The organism is Kitasatospora sp. NPDC048296 (assembly GCF_043201815.1).
In the GTDB taxonomy this organism is placed as follows: Bacteria; Actinomycetota; Actinomycetes; order Streptomycetales; family Streptomycetaceae; genus Kitasatospora.
Map to the genome: position 1 here is coordinate 104,580 of NZ_JBICZB010000012.1, position 15,116 is coordinate 119,695.

Annotated in this window: 11 protein-coding genes and 2 pseudogenes; 8 read left to right on the forward strand and 5 right to left on the reverse strand. The window is 72.6% G+C overall.

Features of this window, described 5'->3' with window-relative positions; genetic code table 11:
* Nucleotides 1-43: 43 nt before the first annotated feature.
* Nucleotides 44-781, forward strand: a complete 738-nt coding sequence (locus ACGF12_RS10435; RefSeq protein ID WP_393027885.1) for an ABC transporter ATP-binding protein — start codon at nucleotides 44-46, stop codon at nucleotides 779-781.
* A 456-nt stretch (nucleotides 782-1,237) separates the two neighbouring features.
* Here the strand turns inward: ACGF12_RS10435 and ACGF12_RS10440 are convergent.
* The 3 genes and pseudogenes from ACGF12_RS10440 to ACGF12_RS10450 form a co-directional block, all read right to left on the reverse strand.
* Nucleotides 1,238-1,660 (reverse strand): annotated as a pseudogene (locus ACGF12_RS10440) (FAD-binding protein); the annotation flags it as partial.
* A gap of 356 nt (nucleotides 1,661-2,016) precedes the next feature.
* Complete coding sequence (locus tag ACGF12_RS10445) at nucleotides 2,017-3,639, reverse strand: alpha/beta hydrolase (protein ID WP_393027886.1); 1,623 nt, start codon at nucleotides 3,637-3,639, stop codon at nucleotides 2,017-2,019.
* 263 nt (nucleotides 3,640-3,902) lie between these two features.
* A complete protein-coding gene (locus ACGF12_RS10450) occupies nucleotides 3,903-4,235 on the reverse strand; it encodes a hypothetical protein (protein WP_393027887.1) in 333 nt (110 codons plus the stop codon).
* Between the two features lie 131 nt (nucleotides 4,236-4,366).
* Between ACGF12_RS10450 and ACGF12_RS10455 the strand changes: the two genes are divergently transcribed.
* Nucleotides 4,367-5,041 (forward strand): TetR/AcrR family transcriptional regulator C-terminal domain-containing protein, encoded by a 675-nt coding sequence (locus tag ACGF12_RS10455; protein ID WP_393027888.1) that lies wholly within the window; start codon nucleotides 4,367-4,369, stop codon nucleotides 5,039-5,041.
* A gap of 4 nt (nucleotides 5,042-5,045) precedes the next feature.
* On the opposite strand, the gene ACGF12_RS10460 is transcribed toward ACGF12_RS10455, so the two are convergent.
* Entirely contained in the window at nucleotides 5,046-5,663 is a 618-nt protein-coding gene (locus tag ACGF12_RS10460; protein ID WP_393027889.1) for a TetR/AcrR family transcriptional regulator, read from the reverse strand.
* Nucleotides 5,664-5,993: 330 nt separating this feature from the next.
* Between ACGF12_RS10460 and ACGF12_RS10465 the strand changes: the two genes are divergently transcribed.
* Both ACGF12_RS10465 and ACGF12_RS10470 read left to right on the forward strand, forming a co-directional pair.
* Nucleotides 5,994-7,196: an FAD-dependent monooxygenase gene (locus ACGF12_RS10465; protein ID WP_393027890.1), complete on the forward strand. Its 1,203-nt coding sequence runs from the start codon at nucleotides 5,994-5,996 to the stop codon at nucleotides 7,194-7,196.
* 54 nt (nucleotides 7,197-7,250) lie between these two features.
* Nucleotides 7,251-7,628, forward strand: coding sequence for a nuclear transport factor 2 family protein (locus tag ACGF12_RS10470; protein WP_393027891.1), 378 nt, complete (start codon nucleotides 7,251-7,253; stop codon nucleotides 7,626-7,628).
* Nucleotides 7,629-7,700: 72 nt separating this feature from the next.
* On the opposite strand, the pseudogene ACGF12_RS10475 reads toward ACGF12_RS10470, so the two are convergent.
* Nucleotides 7,701-8,670: pseudogene (locus ACGF12_RS10475) on the reverse strand (helix-turn-helix domain-containing protein).
* Between the two features lie 143 nt (nucleotides 8,671-8,813).
* Here ACGF12_RS10475 and ACGF12_RS10480 point away from each other — a divergent pair.
* The 4 genes from ACGF12_RS10480 to ACGF12_RS10495 all read left to right on the forward strand — a co-directional run bounded on the left by ACGF12_RS10480 (nucleotide 8,814) and on the right by ACGF12_RS10495 (nucleotide 15,088).
* Nucleotides 8,814-9,335 carry a MarR family winged helix-turn-helix transcriptional regulator gene (locus tag ACGF12_RS10480; RefSeq protein WP_393027892.1) on the forward strand — a complete coding sequence of 174 codons (522 nt, stop codon included), beginning with the start codon at nucleotides 8,814-8,816 and terminating at the stop codon, nucleotides 9,333-9,335.
* 141 nt (nucleotides 9,336-9,476) lie between these two features.
* On the forward strand, nucleotides 9,477-9,965 hold the full coding sequence (locus ACGF12_RS10485) for a hypothetical protein (RefSeq protein ID WP_393027893.1): 489 nt from the start codon (nucleotides 9,477-9,479) through the stop codon (nucleotides 9,963-9,965).
* Nucleotides 9,962-10,828, forward strand: a complete 867-nt coding sequence (locus ACGF12_RS10490) for an NmrA family NAD(P)-binding protein (protein ID WP_393027894.1) — start codon at nucleotides 9,962-9,964, stop codon at nucleotides 10,826-10,828. Before ACGF12_RS10485 ends, ACGF12_RS10490 begins: the two co-directional genes overlap by 4 nt.
* A gap of 369 nt (nucleotides 10,829-11,197) precedes the next feature.
* Nucleotides 11,198-15,088 (forward strand): Pls/PosA family non-ribosomal peptide synthetase, encoded by a 3,891-nt coding sequence (locus tag ACGF12_RS10495; protein ID WP_393027895.1) that lies wholly within the window; start codon nucleotides 11,198-11,200, stop codon nucleotides 15,086-15,088.
* Nucleotides 15,089-15,116: the final 28 nt, after the last annotated feature.

Consider the following 15,116-nt stretch of genomic DNA (forward strand, 5'->3'; position numbering starts at 1 on the left):
ACCCGGGCAGTCCGGGTAGCCACCGCCCACAGGGGGACGCCGTATGACGCAGCACCAGGCCGCCGACACCGCCCTGACGACCACCGGCCCGATGGTGGCCGTGACCGATCTCCGGCGCAGCTTCGGCACCGGCGAGCGGACCGTCCACGCCCTGCGCGGCATCAACTTCTCGATCGAGCGCGGTGAACTCACCGCACTCAAGGGCCGGTCCGGCTCCGGCAAGACCACCCTGCTGAACCTGGTCGGCGGCCTGGACGCACCGACCGGCGGAAGCATCGCGCTGGACGGCATCGAGCTCGGCGGGCTGGACGAGGACGGCCGACTCGCCCTGCGGCGGGAGCGGATCGGATTCGTCTTCCAGTCCTTCGGACTGATCCCGATGCTCACCGCCGCCGAGAACGTCGGCGTGCCGATGCGACTGCGCAAGGTCCCGCCGGCCGAGCGCGAGGAGCGTGCACACACCCTGCTGGCCCTGGTCGGCCTGGCCGGCCACGCCAACCAGCGGCCCGGCGAACTCTCCGGCGGCCAGCAGCAACGCGTCGCCATCGCCCGCGCACTGGCCAACGACCCCGGCCTGATCATCGCCGACGAGCCCACCGGACAGCTGGACTCGGAGACCGGCCGCTCGATCATGGAACTGCTGCGCGCGGTGGTCCGCAGCGAGGGCGTCACGGTCCTGGTCGCCACCCACGACCCGACGCTGATGGGGCTCGCCGACCGGGTGATCGAGCTCCGCGACGGGCGGATCGTCGAGGAAGAGTCGGCGGAGCAGACGGCGTAACGGCGGTGGGCCTGGCGGGGGTGGGCCCCGAGATACCGGACCTGGTGGCCGTCGGACCTCAGGGTACTGGGCCTGACGGCCGTCGGACCTCGGGGCACTGGGCCCGCCGACGCTGTGGGTCTGGGCCGCCGAGCGGGTCACCATCCCCTGCCCGACGGCCGCCGCGAACTCGTCCAACAGCGCCGGGTCCTCACCATCCCACTGACTGAACAGCACGACGTTCCCGTTGCAGCGGTGGGTGAGCTTGAGGATCGCGAACAGCCCGTCGTAGAGCGGTTCCCGCGGGCCGCTGTGGTCGGCCAGGAAGGCGCCGAAGTTGGTCGGCAGCGTCTCGAAGTCGCCCGGCCGCTTGACCAGTTCGTCCCACGGCCAGGCGATGCTGCTGAGCCAGACCCGCGGCGGCGGCTGCGGCACGTCCGCCGCGAAGTGGTAGCGCAGCACCACCCCGAAGTTCCCTCCCCCGCCGTCGCGGATGTGCCCGCCCGCGCCGACCGAGTAGCAGGCCCCGGCGGGCCGGGTGACGGCGTGCTCCCGGAACAGCGTGGTGCAGACGTCCCAGTTGGTGGCGCCGCCCTCGACGCAGTACGTGGGCCGGTCGCACTTGTCGGTCGACGCCGCCACGCCGCGCATCGTGCTGAGATCGAGGATCACGCCCCGGTCGTTGTCGACGAAGCCCTCGTAGCAGTGGCCGCCGCCGCGGACGGTCGGACGCAGCCCGCGGTCCAGCACCCGGTTCAACTCGGCCACCGCGTCGGCCTCGTCGCCCACCAGCCGGATGCAGGCGGGTCGGCTTCGCCAGCGCTGGTTGAAGCCCTGACTCAGCGTCTGGTAGCGCGGATCGCCGGGCAGGATCGACTGGCCGGAGAATTCGTGTCGCATGGCCTTCCCCCACTTTCTCTGGTTCGAGGAAGCCTGGCGAGCCGGACGCTAACACGGGTATTCACTTGTGGGAATTCATTTACGAATTAGTGTGACAGTACGTCATTTTCGGCAATCCTTCGAGGGTCCGCCGATGCTGTCCCCGAGGGGCGTGCGGGACGTCGATTGTCAGTGGCGTCGACTATGGTCCCCGACGACTCCACAGAATCCGTTCCGAAGGAGATTCGATGACGATCCCCTGTCGCATTGTCCGCGCGATCCGGGGCCTCGGCCGGAGAACACGCCTGTGGTGGCCGGCGGAGCCGCCGACCACCACAGCCCCGGCCTCAACGGCCGGGCGTTCGAGGGGAGATCCCTCAGACCGCCGGGAAGATCTCGGCGTCCGGCTTCAGCAGCTGACCGGGCTGCGGCGCGGTGCCGTCCACCAGGTAGCGGGTGACCAGCGCGTTCAGCGCCTTGCTGCGGCCGACGGCGCAGTGCTCGATCGAGTCGACGCTGACCAGCACCGCGTTGCCCAGCTCCTGCTGCATCCGCTGGGCGAACTTGTACTGGGTGGCCGGGTCGTAGAGGTTGCCGATCACCATGACGGTGTTGGAGGTCTTCTTGTTCCACGGGCCGCTGAAGCGCTCGGCGTCCCGGGCCGGGGCCGGCCAGCTCGCGCACGCGGGGGCGTCGAAGGCCTGGTAGCGGCCGAAGGTCGGGGACTCCTGCTCCCAGACCCGGGCGGCGTTGGCGAACACCCGGTCGTTCGACGGGTACGGCTTGTCCTGGCAGTTGACGCCCATGTAGGAGTCGTCGGCGGTGTACTCGGAGTCCGCCGGGGCCTCACGCAGCGCGCGCGGGAGGTTCACCGTGAGCTGGTTGGCCTCGTCGTCCGGGACGTTCGCCTTCGGGGCCAGCAGGGCGGCCGCGGCCGGCTTCTGCATCACCTGGTAGGTGGCCTGCAGCGACTTCGCCAGCGGAGCCAGCTTGGCCTGCGAGTACAGGGCGCCGGCCACCTCGCTGGTGAAGCTGCTCAGGGTCACCTGGGACCCGTTCGACAGCGTGATCGGGCTGGTCCGCAGGTGGTCGCGGAGCTCGTCGAACTTGGCGCGGGTGTCGCCGTCGCCGAACGCGCAGCGCGGGGCGCCGGCGGCCTGGCAGCGCTTCAGGAACTCGTCCAGGGCCAGCTCGAAGCCGCCCGCCCGCTGGCGGTCGTACTCCAGGCCGTTGTGCAGGCGCAGGTTGGGGTCGACGTTGCCGTCGATGATGATCGCGCGCACCTTGTTCGGGTACATGTTCGCGTAGGTCGAACCGATCAGGGTGCCGTACGAGAATCCGGCGAAGGTGAGCTGGGAGTCGCCGACGGCGCGACGCATCCGGTCGAGGTCGCGCACCACGTTGATGGTCGACATGTGCTCGATCAGCGGGCCGGCGTTCTTGCTGCAGGCGTCGGTGTAGTCCTGGTCCGCGTCCAGGGTGTCGGCGATCTCGGCCTTGGTGACCGGCACGCCGACCATGCGGTTGTTGACCGCGTCGGCCTCTTCCTGGGTCTTGAAGCACTTGAGCGGGTTGCTCCGGGCCACACCCCGGGGGTCGAACCCGACCAGGTCGAACTTGGACTGCACCTCGGCGCCGAAGCGGGTGGTGGTCGCCCACATGTAGCCACTGCCGCCCGGGCCGCCCGGGTTGAGGAACAGCGAGCCGATCCGCTTCGACGGGTCGCTCGCCCGCCGCCGCATCATGGCGATGCCGACCTTCTCGCCCGACGGATTGTCGTAGTCCAGCGGCACGGGATAGACGGCGCAGTCGTAGATGCCGGGGTCCGGCTTGCTCGGGTCCGGGTTGCACGGCTTCCAGTCGACAGGGTCGACCTTCGCCTCGGCGGCCGCGGCACCCGGCGCCTGGTCGAACGGCGCGGCCGACGCGGCGACGGCGGTACCGGTGACAAGGGCGAGCGCGCAGGTGACCGCTCCGGCCAACGTGGATATGCGGGACAAGGAACCTCCTCCGTACTGAAAGGGCGGCCCCAGCCTGTCAGCCGGAGATCTCCGTGGGAAGACCTCGAAGCAGCGGAAATATTTCGGACTTCACATCATGGACGGTCAGAACATTCTGTGAATGAACCGACTTGACGGTTGATTGACCTGATGGTGGTTCATCCTCGCTGGTTCTCCCAGGCGGTTCTTCCGCATCCACGGCCGGCAACCGGCGACCGGGCCGCAGGTCTCCCGCGCTACCCGCGGCCCGGGGTCGACCGCCGCTATTCGGCGATCGGCCGCGACAAGTTGTCCTCGGCGACCACCTGGTAGACCGCGTTCAGCGTCGGCGGGCCGACCAGGTCCTTGATCCGCTCGAAGCGGCGCTCCTCGACCGGGCCGAGCCTCTCCATCCACGCCTGCATGGACTCCGGCCCGTGGTCGCCCTCGATGAGCGCGATGGTGATGATCTCCCGCGAGTCCTCCAGCGCGGTGGCGCTGATCACCCGGGTGCGCGGGTCGTCCGGGAACACCTCGTCCGGGATCCAGGCCTTGCGGAACTCCCCGTACTCCACACCCTCGTTGAGCTTGCGCACCATAACGGCGACGAGCTGCACGACGTCCTCCCCCAATGTGTTTCTTGCAGCGCAAGAAGCTGACGTCGACTATTGTTTTCTTGCGCTGTAAGAGTTGTCAAGGCTCCATCGGTGCCACCCCACAGGGCCACCCCTAGACCCAGGAGGAGCAGATGCCGGGCCGACGCACACGCCCGAGGACGGGTCTGACCCGCGAGAAGATCATCGACGCCGCCCTCGCCTACGTCGACGAGCACGGCCTCACCGCGCTCTCCAACCGCAAGCTCGGCGCGGCGCTCGGCGTCGAGGGCATGACGCTCTACTACTACGTCCCCAGCAAGGCCGCCCTGCTGGACGGCATGGTCGAGCGACTGCTGGAGCTGTCCGCCGGGGAGCTCTTCGCCGAACCGAGCGGCCCCTGGACCGACGTGGTCCGGGAGTTCGCCGTCGCCCTGCGCCGGCTGCTGCTCGACCATCCGGCCATGCTCACCGTGCTCGCCACCCGCCCGGCCGCCACCCCGGGCGCGCTCGCCCTGCTCGAACGCGGCATCACGGTGCTGCGCGAGGACGGCGTTCCGCTGGCCGACGCGCTCAATGTGCTGAACTCCGCGGTCCGGTGGACCCTGGGACACACCCTGGGCGAGGTCGGCGAGACGCCCCACCACGAGGGCACCGAGCCGCAACCCGAGCAGTTCGCGGCCCTGGACCGGGACGCCTACCCCCATCTGGCCCAGGCCTTCGCCACCGGCGAGGGCCTCGATTCCGAGCAATGCTTCCACCGCACCCTCCGCATCCTGCTCGCCGGCTACGCCGCCGAGTTGGAGCTCGCGAAGGGAGCGGGCTCGTGACCGGCTAGCCCCCGTTCGCGCCGCGCAGGGCGGCCGCCACCAGGCCCTGGATCTCGTCCGTCCCGGTCTCGCCACCGCCCACCAGACGGTCGAAGACCAGCCCGTCGATGCAGGCCAGGAGCGTGGCGGTCCGCCCGTCGGGGTCGGTGACGCCCTGGGTGGCGAGGAACGCGCGGACGACGGCCCGCCCCGCGTTCTCACGCGGCACGAGGATCTCCCGCAGCTCCGGGTCGCGCACGCTCTCCACCGCGCAGGCGTAGCGCGCGAGCGACCGCCGCCGCCCCTCGCCGGTCAACCGGTGGCGCATCAACTCACGGATCCCCTCGACCAGTTCATCCACCGACCGGACCACCACCCGCTCCTCCCCCATGGCCTGCAGCTCGCCCTGGTCCAGCTCGACCAACCGCCGCACCAGGGCGGTGAGCAGCGCCTGCCTGGTCCGCAGATAGGCGGAGGTGGTGCCGATCGGCAGACCGGCCGCCGCGTCGACCGCCCGGTGGGTCAGCCCCCGCACGCCCGCGTCCGCCAGCACACCGATCGCCGCGTCCGCCAGCACGGTCCGCCGATCCGGACGCCCCGCCCGACCAGCGCCACCCTGCCCCTGCTCCTCATCTCGCTGCATCCCCCCTTTCTACCGGCACCGGCCCCCGAACCGCCCACCCCGGTGACAGAGGGCCACAGAAGGGGCCGCGCCGCAGGACCACGCCGACGACACCCCGCCCCGGGCCGCCGGAACGGCACCGCGCGCGGCCGCCTCCGCTGCGCGCCGGGCTCCCGCGCCGACGGCGGCCTCTCCCGACCCCGAGCCGAGCCGCCAGCCACCGGGCAACCCGCCGGGCATCGACGGACCCTCGCAGCGCCGGAGAAGCCCACCCCGCCCGTCCGGACAAGCCCGTAGTACGCTCCTTCTACAGATGTAGAAGACAGCATGGCAGCACGGGAAGGACCGGGCATGAGCAGCAACAGCGCGGTGGTGGTCGGGGGCGGGATCGGCGGGTTGGCGGCCGCGATCGGGCTCCGGCTGGCGGGGTGGGACGTGACCGTGGTCGAGCGGGCGGCTGTCCTGGACGATGCCGGGGCCGGGATCTCGCTCCACGCCAACGGCATGCGGTCGCTCGGGATCCTCGGGGTGGGTGCGGCCGTCGAGGCGGCCTCGCGGCGGCAGTACACCGGTGGGACGTGGACGCCGGACGGCCGTCGGCTCGCCATGATGGACGGCAAGGCGCTGGAGCGGGAGCTGGGGGCGCCGATCGTCGGCGTCCCCCGGGCGGACCTGCACCGCATCCTGCGCGAGGCGCTGCCCGCCGAGTCCCTGGTGATCGGCGCCGAGGTGACCGAGGTCGACACCTCGCACCCCGCCCGGGTCACGGTGGGCTACGACGGCACCACCCTGGAGGCCGACCTCCTGGTGGCGGCCGACGGCATCAACAGCCGGATCCGGCGCCGCCTCTTCCCCGCTCACCCTGGCCCGGTGTACAGCGGTTCGACGGTGCTGCGGGCGATCACCGAACGCCCGGTCGACGGACTGGCCTCCGATTTCGAGCTGACCTGGGGCCACGGCGCCGAGTTCGGCCACATCGCCTTCCCGGACGGCCGGGCCGAGTGGCACGCCGTGTTGAACGCCCCGGCCGGGGTGCGCTACCGGGACTCGCTGGCCGAAGTGCGCCGCCGCTTCGCCCGCTGGCACGACCCGATCCCCGCGCTGCTGGCCGCGACCCGCCCGGAGGACGTGCTGCACCACGACGTCAACGAGCTGGTCACCCCGCTGCCCTCCTACGCCTCGGGCCGGATCGCCCTGCTCGGCGACGCGGCACACGCCATGACGCCCCACCTCGGCCAGGGCGCCTGCCAGGCCCTGGAGGACGCGGTGACCCTGGCCGCAACGGTCGCCGAGGGGCGGACGGTCGAGGGCGCCCTCACTCGCTACGACGCGGCGCGCCGTCCGCGCAGTCAGACCGTCGCCAGGGACGCCCGCCGGGCCGGCCGGATGGGTCAGCAGCTCACCAACCCGCTGGCGGTGGGCCTGCGCAACGCCGCGATCCGGCTGACCCCACCCGGCGCGATGATCCGGACCGTCCTGAAGCACGCCGACTGGACGCCGCCCCGGATCGCTCCCCGTGCCGCCCAGTGCTGTGACCGGGATGGTTCACCGTGACCGGAAGGCGGCTCGCGGGACGAGCGCACGCGAAACGGCTGGTATTACTAGGGCATGCAGGAAGAGATTGCACGCTCCGCGATCGACACGTTCATCTCCGCGTTCAACGCCTCGGACGACAGCTATGTGACTGCCCTGCTCTCCCAGGCTCTGACCTCAGACGTGGTCTTCTGGGGGCCGTTGGGTCGCAGCGAAGGAATCGCGGCGGTCGAGCGGTTCGTGCTGGACATCCGGCGCCACCCGGCGGGGACCGGCACGATGGCGCGCTGCTCGGCGGTGGACATGCCTGACGAGTGGGCCCGGTACCAGTGGGTCTTCACCACGCCGGACGGAGGTCCCCGCCTGGCGGGAACGGACGTCGTCCATCTGCGGCGGAGCCTCATCGACCAGGTCATCGTCTTTGCGGGGGAGATCGAACCGTCTGCCTCCTGAGTCATCCTTCTGTCGCTGTCCTTCTCCTGAACTTGCCCCCTTCGGCGCTCGGGGGCTGCGGTTCGCGGTTGGTCAGGCTGCGGTGTCGAGGGGGCGTCCGCCCCAGCGGATGCCCTTCTCGCTGCGGACGCGGGCGCGTTCCTTGCGTTGGGCGGTGAGTACGTCGGGGTGGCGGGCGTTGGTATTGCTCCAGCGCAAGTAGCGGTGCAGTGCCTGGGTTTGTGCGGGGTGGCTGCGGTGGTGGGAGTTGGCCGGGGTGAACTGCCGCAGCGGGCCGAAGTGGGCCTCGATCGGAGTGGCCCAGGAAGCGCAGGTCGGAGTGAAGCACAGCTCGACCTTGTTCTTCTTCGCCCAGCGGCGGATGTCCGCGCCGGTGTGGGCGGAGAGGTTGTCCAGGATGATGTAGACGGGGGCGCCCGTCTAGTCGGGCGGCACGGATCGACTTGAGTGCGGCCAGGGTCTTGGCGGTGCCCTTGCGACGTCGGTTGACACCCCACAGGCGGTCGTCGCCCACGGAGTAGCAGCCGTGGAAGTAGGTGACGCCGTGAGTGCGGCGGCAGGTCGCCGGCAGCCCCTTCCAGGTCTTGGTGCGCTGAAAGGTGATGCCGCGGCGCCTGAGCAGGCACCGTAAGGCTTCACGGCCGATGCGGATGACGCGGCCGTGCACTTTCCGCAGGTAGGCGGCGAGTTTGCGGATCGACCAGCGGGTGAAGGGTTGGCCGAGCCTGGTGGGGCGAGTGGTGGCCGTCCGGATGACGAAGTCCTCGTCCTCACGACTGAGTGGGCGGGGACGGCCTCCCGCCCACTGAGGGTCCAGGCAGGCCAGGCCGATCTCGTTGAAGCGGTGGATCACATCGCGCACGGTGTCCTCGTCGGCCTGGACCAGCTGGGCGATCACCGGCACCCGGTTCCCGCCCGCCGAGGCGAGCAGCATCATCGCGCGCCGGTAGCGCACCGAGCTCGTGCTGCCCCTGCGCATGATCTGCTGCAGCTTCTGCCCCTCGTGGTCGGTCAGTCTGCGCACACGGACAGGCTCGGCCACCGGGCCTCCAGCGATCGGATCGGACGTCGCCGCACATCCAACCGCCACGACCGCCAACCCGGTGAACCTATGCGGTCACAGCACTAGGCAGGATCCGCCACACTTACTTGACCGGCAATCTGATTAGGCGCCATATTAGTTCCATGACGCCGCACCACGAGGTCGATCCGGCCTCCCCGACCCTCGACCAGGCCCGCCGCCAGATCGCCCGCTACGGCCTGACGGCCGATCCGCAGGCAGTCCTGGTCGCGGCCCGGCTGATGGCGGCGGGCGCCCGGCTCGGCCAGGCGGGCGAAGTGCACTTCAGCCGCTTCGGCCTCTCCACCGGCCGCTACCGCCTGCTGTCCGACCTGGAGGACCACGGCGGCGAGAAGTCGCCCTCCCAGCTCGCGGCCAGCCTCGGCGTGTCCCGGGCGACCGTGACCGGACTGGTCGACGGCCTGGAGCGGGAGGGCCTGGTGGCCCGCCGCCCGTCCACCGAGGACGGCCGGGGCAATGTGGTGATCCTTACCGCACGCGGCGCCGACAAGCTGCGCGAGCTCGCACCCGAGCACTTCGCCCGGATGCAGTCGCTGGTCGGTGGCCTCTCCGTCGAGGAGCGGGCCGCCTTCCTCGACCTGCTGGCGCGGATCGTCGCGGGCATCGACGCCCTCACCGAGGACTGACCCACCCACCCGAAGGCGGGCCGAGGCGGCCCGCCTTCACCCGGCCCCAATAGTTAGGCACCTAAGCACAAATACTTAGGCGCCTGATCGGAACCCGGGGCAATCAGGACCAGCCCTATCAGAACCAGCCAAGGAGAACCCGTGAGCAAGAAGGCATCCGGCGCACCCCCGCCCTTCGTCCTGTGGCGGGAGGTCCTGACCGCCTACGCCATGCCGGCTGTGATGGCCGGTCTCGGCGGAGCGGTCACCCGGCAGCCGCAGCTGGTCCTCGCCGCGCTGACCACCATCGGCGGCACCTCCGCCGCCGTGGCCGCCGCCCTCGGCGCCGCACTGCGCCGCCGTCCCGCCCGCACCCGGCCCGCCCGGACACCCCGCGTCCTCGCGGCCGCCGGGCTCGGCCTGGCCGCCGCGGCACTCGCCCTGGCCATGGGCCTCGCCGCCGCGCACTGGCTCCCGCAGTTCCCGCCACTCGGCGACAGCCCCTGGCCGCACCGGCTGCCGGTCGACCTGCCGGTCTCCTCCGCGATCGCGGCCACGATCATCACCTGGCGCTGGCGCGGCAGCCGCCCCGCCCGGGAATCGCAGCACCGACTCCACTCCGCAGCCCGACCCGAAAGGCAGACGTCATGATCGTCATCATGGGCGCCGGTGGCGCCACCGGCGGCGCCACCCTACGCAGCCTCGCCGCCCTGGGTGCCCCGAGCCGCGCGCTCAGCCGCGAGCCCGCCCGACTGGCGGCCGAACTCGACGACCGCACGCTCGCCCGCACCGAGGCCGTCGCGGCCGACGCCGCCGACCCGGACTCGCTGCGAGCGGCCTTCCGCGGCGCGCACCAGCTGTTCCTCACCATGGCCAACGGCCCGCACCAGGTCCGGCACGAGCTGAACGCGATCGACGCGGCCGTCGCCGGCGGCGTGGAGCACATCGTCAAGGTCTCCGCACCTGCCGCCGAGGCGGACTCCCCCGTCGCCGTCTCCCGCGGCCACCACCTGATCGAGGAGCGCCTGCGCTCCTGCGGCGTCCGCACCACGATCCTGCGCCCGTACGCCTTCATGCAGAAGCTGCTGCTCCTGGCCCCCGGCATCGCAGCTGCCGGGGTGGTGCACGGCGCGATGGGACGGGCGCGGTGCAACTACGTGGACGTCCGGGACATCGGCGACGTCGCGGCCGAGGTCCTCACCCGCCCGGAGCTCGGCGGCAGCACCTACCCGCTCACCGGCGGTCGGGCGTACAGCCACCCGGAGCTCACCGCCCTGCTGGGCGAACTGCTCGGCCGACCGGTCCGCTACCTCGACCTGGCGCCGGCCGAACTGCATGCCCACCTGACCGGCCGGGCCGGAATGCCGGACTGGCTGGCCACCCACGTGGTCGAGATCCAACAGCTGGCGGTGGTCCGCAAGGAGTCGCCCGACGACACCCTCACCCGCCTGGTCGGGCACGCCCCGCGCACCCTGGAGGCCTTCCTCGGCGAGCACCTGCACCGCTTCCGCTGAGCACCCCGTCGGTGTGGCGGGCCGGGCCCGAGGCCGAGACGCCGGGCCCGTCACCCGGAGGGAGCAGCATTCACTGTGGCATGGATCACGATCCAAAATCTGACCTGACGATCCGTCAATTTGAATGACGTGTCGTCACATCAGAGTGTCACGGCCCGTGTTGTTGACTGATAGAACGTCAGATTCGGTCATTCCGGCCCCAGTTGGGCCGAGTATCCGCTCCTGCCGGGCCGTGAGCCCGGGGCTACTATCGGTCGGGTTGTCCGCTCCGGCCCCGGAGTGGGGTCACCCGGTCAGGCGGTGCTCCCACCGCCCCAGGGGCCGGGCATCGGTCGGAACGGGGCGAGGACGAGGAGCGCACGGGCTGCCATGACTGCTGAACCGATCCACCCGGAGCAGTACGCCGAGCCACCGCAGGCCGAGTCGCAGCACGTGCTGTTCCCCGGCCGCCCGGCCGCCGACCCGCGCACCCTGGTCGACGTCCTGGACGCCACCGTGCGCGCCCACCCCGACGAACCGGCCCTCGACGACGGTGGCACCGTACTCAGCTACCGCGCCCTGGCCGCCGAGGTCGAGCAGCTGCGCCGGCGGCTGGCCGCCGCCGGCATCGGCCCGGGCGACCGGGTCGGCGTCCGGGTGCCGTCGGGCACCAACGACCTGTACGTCTCGATCCTGGCCGTGCTCGCCGCCGGGGCCGCCTACGTCCCGGTGGACGCCGAGGACCCGGACGAGCGCGCCCAGCTGGTCTTCGGCGAGGCCCAGGTCGCCGCCGTCCTCGGCGCCGAGCGGGCCCTCACCACGACGGGCACCCGCGAACCCGTCGGCGGGCGCCGCCCCACCCCGGCCGACGACGCCTGGATCATCTTCACCTCCGGCTCGACCGGCAAGCCCAAGGGCGTCGCCGTCACCCACCGCAACGCCGCCGCCTTCGTCGACGCCGAGGCCGCGCTCTTCCTCCAGGAGGAGCCGATCGGCCCCGGCGACCGGGTGATGGCCGGCCTGTCGGTCGCCTTCGACGCCTCCTGCGAGGAGATGTGGCTGGCCTGGCGACATGGCGCCTGCCTGGTGCCCGTCCCCCGTTCCCAGGTGCGCAGCGGCGCCGACCTCGGCCCCTGGCTGGCCGAGCAGGAGATCACCGTGGTCTCCACCGTCCCCACCCTGGCCGCCCTGTGGCCGGCCGAGGCGCTCAACGAGGTCCGGCTGCTGATCTTCGGCGGCGAGGCCTGCCCGCCCGAGCTGGTGCAGCGCCTGGTCACCGAGGGCCGCGAGGTGTGGAACACCTACGGCCCGACCGAGGCCACCGTGGTGGCCTGCGCCGCGCTGCTGACCGGCGAGGGGCCGGTCCGGATCGGCCTGCCGCTGGACGGCTGGGACCTCGCCGTGGTGGACGAGGCCGGTCGGCCGGTCGCCTCCGGCGGCACCGGGCAGCTGGTGATCGGCGGGGTGGGCCTGGCCCGCTACCTCGATCCGGAGAAGGACTCGGAGAAGTACGCGCCGCTGCCCTCGCTCGGCTGGGAGCGGGCCTACCGCAGCGGCGACCTGGTCCAGGCCGATCCGGCCGGCCTGCTGTTCCTCGGCCGTACCGACGAGCAGATCAAGCTGGGCGGCCGCCGGATCGAGCTCGGCGAGGTGGACGCGGCCCTGCAGGCGCTGCCCGGCGTGGCCGGTGCGGCCGCGGCCGTGCGGACCGCGCGCGGCGGCAACCAGCTGCTGGTCGGCTACCTGGTGGTCCAGGACGGTTTCGACCGCGAGCAGGCCGTCGAGCGGCTGCGCGCCGAGCTGCCCGCCGCCCTGGTGCCGCTGCTCGCCCCCGTCGACACCCTGCCCACCCGCACCTCCGGCAAGGTGGATCGCAACGCGCTGCCCTGGCCGCTGCCCGAGCTGGAGGCCGCCGGGCCGAACGAGCAGCTGTACGGCACCGAGGCCTGGCTCGCCGAGCAGTGGGCCGAGATCCTCGGGGTGCAGGTCGGCAGTGCGCGCGACGACTTCTTCGCGATCGGCGGCGGCAGCCTGGCCGCGGCCCGGCTGACCACCCTGCTGCGCACCCGCTACCCGAGCGCCGCCGTGCTGGACATCTACCAGCACCCGACGCTGCGCAAGCTCGCCCGGCACCTGGAGCGCACCGCCGCCGAGGGCGGCGAGGCCCGGACCGTCGCCCTGGTGCCGACCCGGGCCAAGCTGCTGCAGCTGCTCCTGCTGATCCCGTTGTTCACCGTGGTCGGCCTGCGCTGGACGGTCGCCCTGCTGGCGGCCGGAAACCTGCTCTCCCACCTCGGCGACTACCCGTGGGCGCCGACCGCGTCCTGGTGGGCGGTCGGCGCGGGCGCGCTCGCGCTGTACAGCTCGCCGGGCCGGCTCGCGATCGGGGCCGGTGGCGCCCGGCTGCTCCTGCGCGGCCTGCGCCCCGGCAGCTACCCGCGCGGCGGCGCCGTGCACCTGCGGCTGTGGGCGGCCGAGCGGCTCGCCGAGCTGAGCGGCGCGACCGAGCTGTCCGGCGCCTGGCTGATCCCCTACGCCCGCGTGCTGGGCGCCAAGGTCGCGAAGGAGGTGGACCTGCACTCGCTGCCGCCGGTCACCGGGATGCTCAAGCTGGGCCGGGGCTGCGCCGTGGAGGCCGAGGTCGACCTGTCCGGCTACTGGCTGGACGGCGACCGGCTGGAGGTCGGCCAGGTCAAGGTCGGCGCCGACGCCGTGGTCGGCACCCGTTCGACGCTGCTGCCCGGTGCCCGGGTCGGCAAGCGCGCCCAGGTGCTGCCCGGCTCCAGCGTCACCGGCCAGGTGCCGACCGGACAGCGCTGGGGCGGCGCGCCCGCCGTCAAGCTGGGCCGGGCCGAGTGGTCCTGGCCCGAGGAACCTCCGGTCCGACGGCCCGCCTGGGCCGCGCTGTACGGCGTCGGCGACGCCGTGCTCGGCCTGCTCCCGATGGCGCCCGCCGTGGCCGCGCTGGCCGTGCTCTCCCGCTTCGTCGACCAGGGCGCGGCCCTCGGACCGGCCCTCGGCGGCGCGCTGCTCGGCCTGCTGCCCGCCACCCTGGCCTTCGGCGCGGTGTACGCGGCGCAGTTGGTGGCGCTGGTGCGGCTGCTGAGCATCGGCCTGGTGCCCGGGGTGCACCCGCTGCAGGGCCGGGTCAGCTGGCAGGCGTGGACCGTCACCCAGCTGATGGACCGGGCCCGCGAGGTGCTGTTCCCGCTGTACGCCGGGCTGGTCACCCCGCTGTGGCTGCGGGCGCTGGGGATGCGGGTCGGCCGGGGCGCGGAGGTGTCCACGGTGCTCGCGCTGCCCAGCCTGACCACCGTCGGGGACGGCGCCTTCCTGGCCGACGACACCCTGATCGCGCCGTACGAGCTGGGCGGCGGCTGGATGCGCCTGGGCGAGGCGAAGGTCGGCGAGCGGGCCTTCCTCGGCAACTCGGGGATGACCGCGCCGGGCCGCTCGGTGCCCAAGCGGGGCCTGGTCGGCGTGCTCTCGGCGACGCCGGAGAAGGCGAAGAAGGGCAGCTCGTACCTGGGCATGCCGCCGATGCGGCTGCCGCGCGCGGCGGACCAGGCGGACCAGAGCCTGACCTACGAGCCGCCGGCCCGGCTGCTGTGGGCGCGCGGGCTGGTCGAGGTGGGCCGGCTGGTGCCGGTGCTGGCCTCGGCGGCGCTGGGCCTGGTGACGGCGGCCGCGCTGTCCTGGCTGGTCGGCTCCTGGTCGCCGCTCGCCGCCGCCCTGCTCTCGGGCCCGGTGCTGCTGGCGGCGGGCGGCGTGGCCTGCCTGGTCGCGGTGGCGGCCAAGTGGCTGCTGGTCGGGCGGTTCCGGGCGGTGGAGCACCCGCTGTGGAGCGGCTTCGTGTGGCGCAACGAGCTCGCCGACACCTTCGTGGAGGTGCTGGCGGTGCCGTGGCTGGTCGGCGCGGTGCCGGGCACCCCGGTGCTGAACCTGTGGCTGCGGGCGCTCGGCGCCAAGGTCGGGCACGGCGTGTGGTGCGAGAGCTACTGGCTGCCGGAGGCGGACCTGGTCACCCTCGGGGACGGGGTCAGCGTGAACCGGGGCTGCGTGGTGCAGACGCACCTCTTCCACGACCGGATCATGCGGATGGATACTGTGGTCCTCCGCGAGGGCGCCACCCTGGGCCCGGGCGGGATCGTGCTGCCCGGCAGCACGGTGGGCGCGCGCAGCACGCTGGGCCCGGCCTCGCTGGTGATGCGCGCCGAGTCCGTCCCCGCGGACACGCGGTGGCTGGGCAACCCCATCGAGGCGTGGCAGGCCACGCCTTGACCACCCCTCCGACCGCCCCTCACGGCAC

What these genes read in the sequence shown, in the direction of transcription:
- ACGF12_RS10435 (WP_393027885.1), top strand. Translation starts at nt 44, where the DNA reads ATGACGCAGCACCAGGCCGCCGACACCGCCCTGACGACCACCGGCCCG.
- ACGF12_RS10455 (WP_393027888.1), top strand. Translation starts at nt 4,367, where the DNA reads ATGCCGGGCCGACGCACACGCCCGAGGACGGGTCTGACCCGCGAGAAG.
- ACGF12_RS10460 (WP_393027889.1), bottom strand. Translation starts at nt 5,663, where the DNA reads ATGCAGCGAGATGAGGAGCAGGGGCAGGGTGGCGCTGGTCGGGCGGGG.
- ACGF12_RS10465 (WP_393027890.1), top strand. Translation starts at nt 5,994, where the DNA reads ATGAGCAGCAACAGCGCGGTGGTGGTCGGGGGCGGGATCGGCGGGTTG.
- ACGF12_RS10470 (WP_393027891.1), top strand. Translation starts at nt 7,251, where the DNA reads ATGCAGGAAGAGATTGCACGCTCCGCGATCGACACGTTCATCTCCGCG.
- ACGF12_RS10480 (WP_393027892.1), top strand. Translation starts at nt 8,814, where the DNA reads ATGACGCCGCACCACGAGGTCGATCCGGCCTCCCCGACCCTCGACCAG.
- ACGF12_RS10490 (WP_393027894.1), top strand. Translation starts at nt 9,962, where the DNA reads ATGATCGTCATCATGGGCGCCGGTGGCGCCACCGGCGGCGCCACCCTA.
- ACGF12_RS10495 (WP_393027895.1), top strand. Translation starts at nt 11,198, where the DNA reads ATGACTGCTGAACCGATCCACCCGGAGCAGTACGCCGAGCCACCGCAG.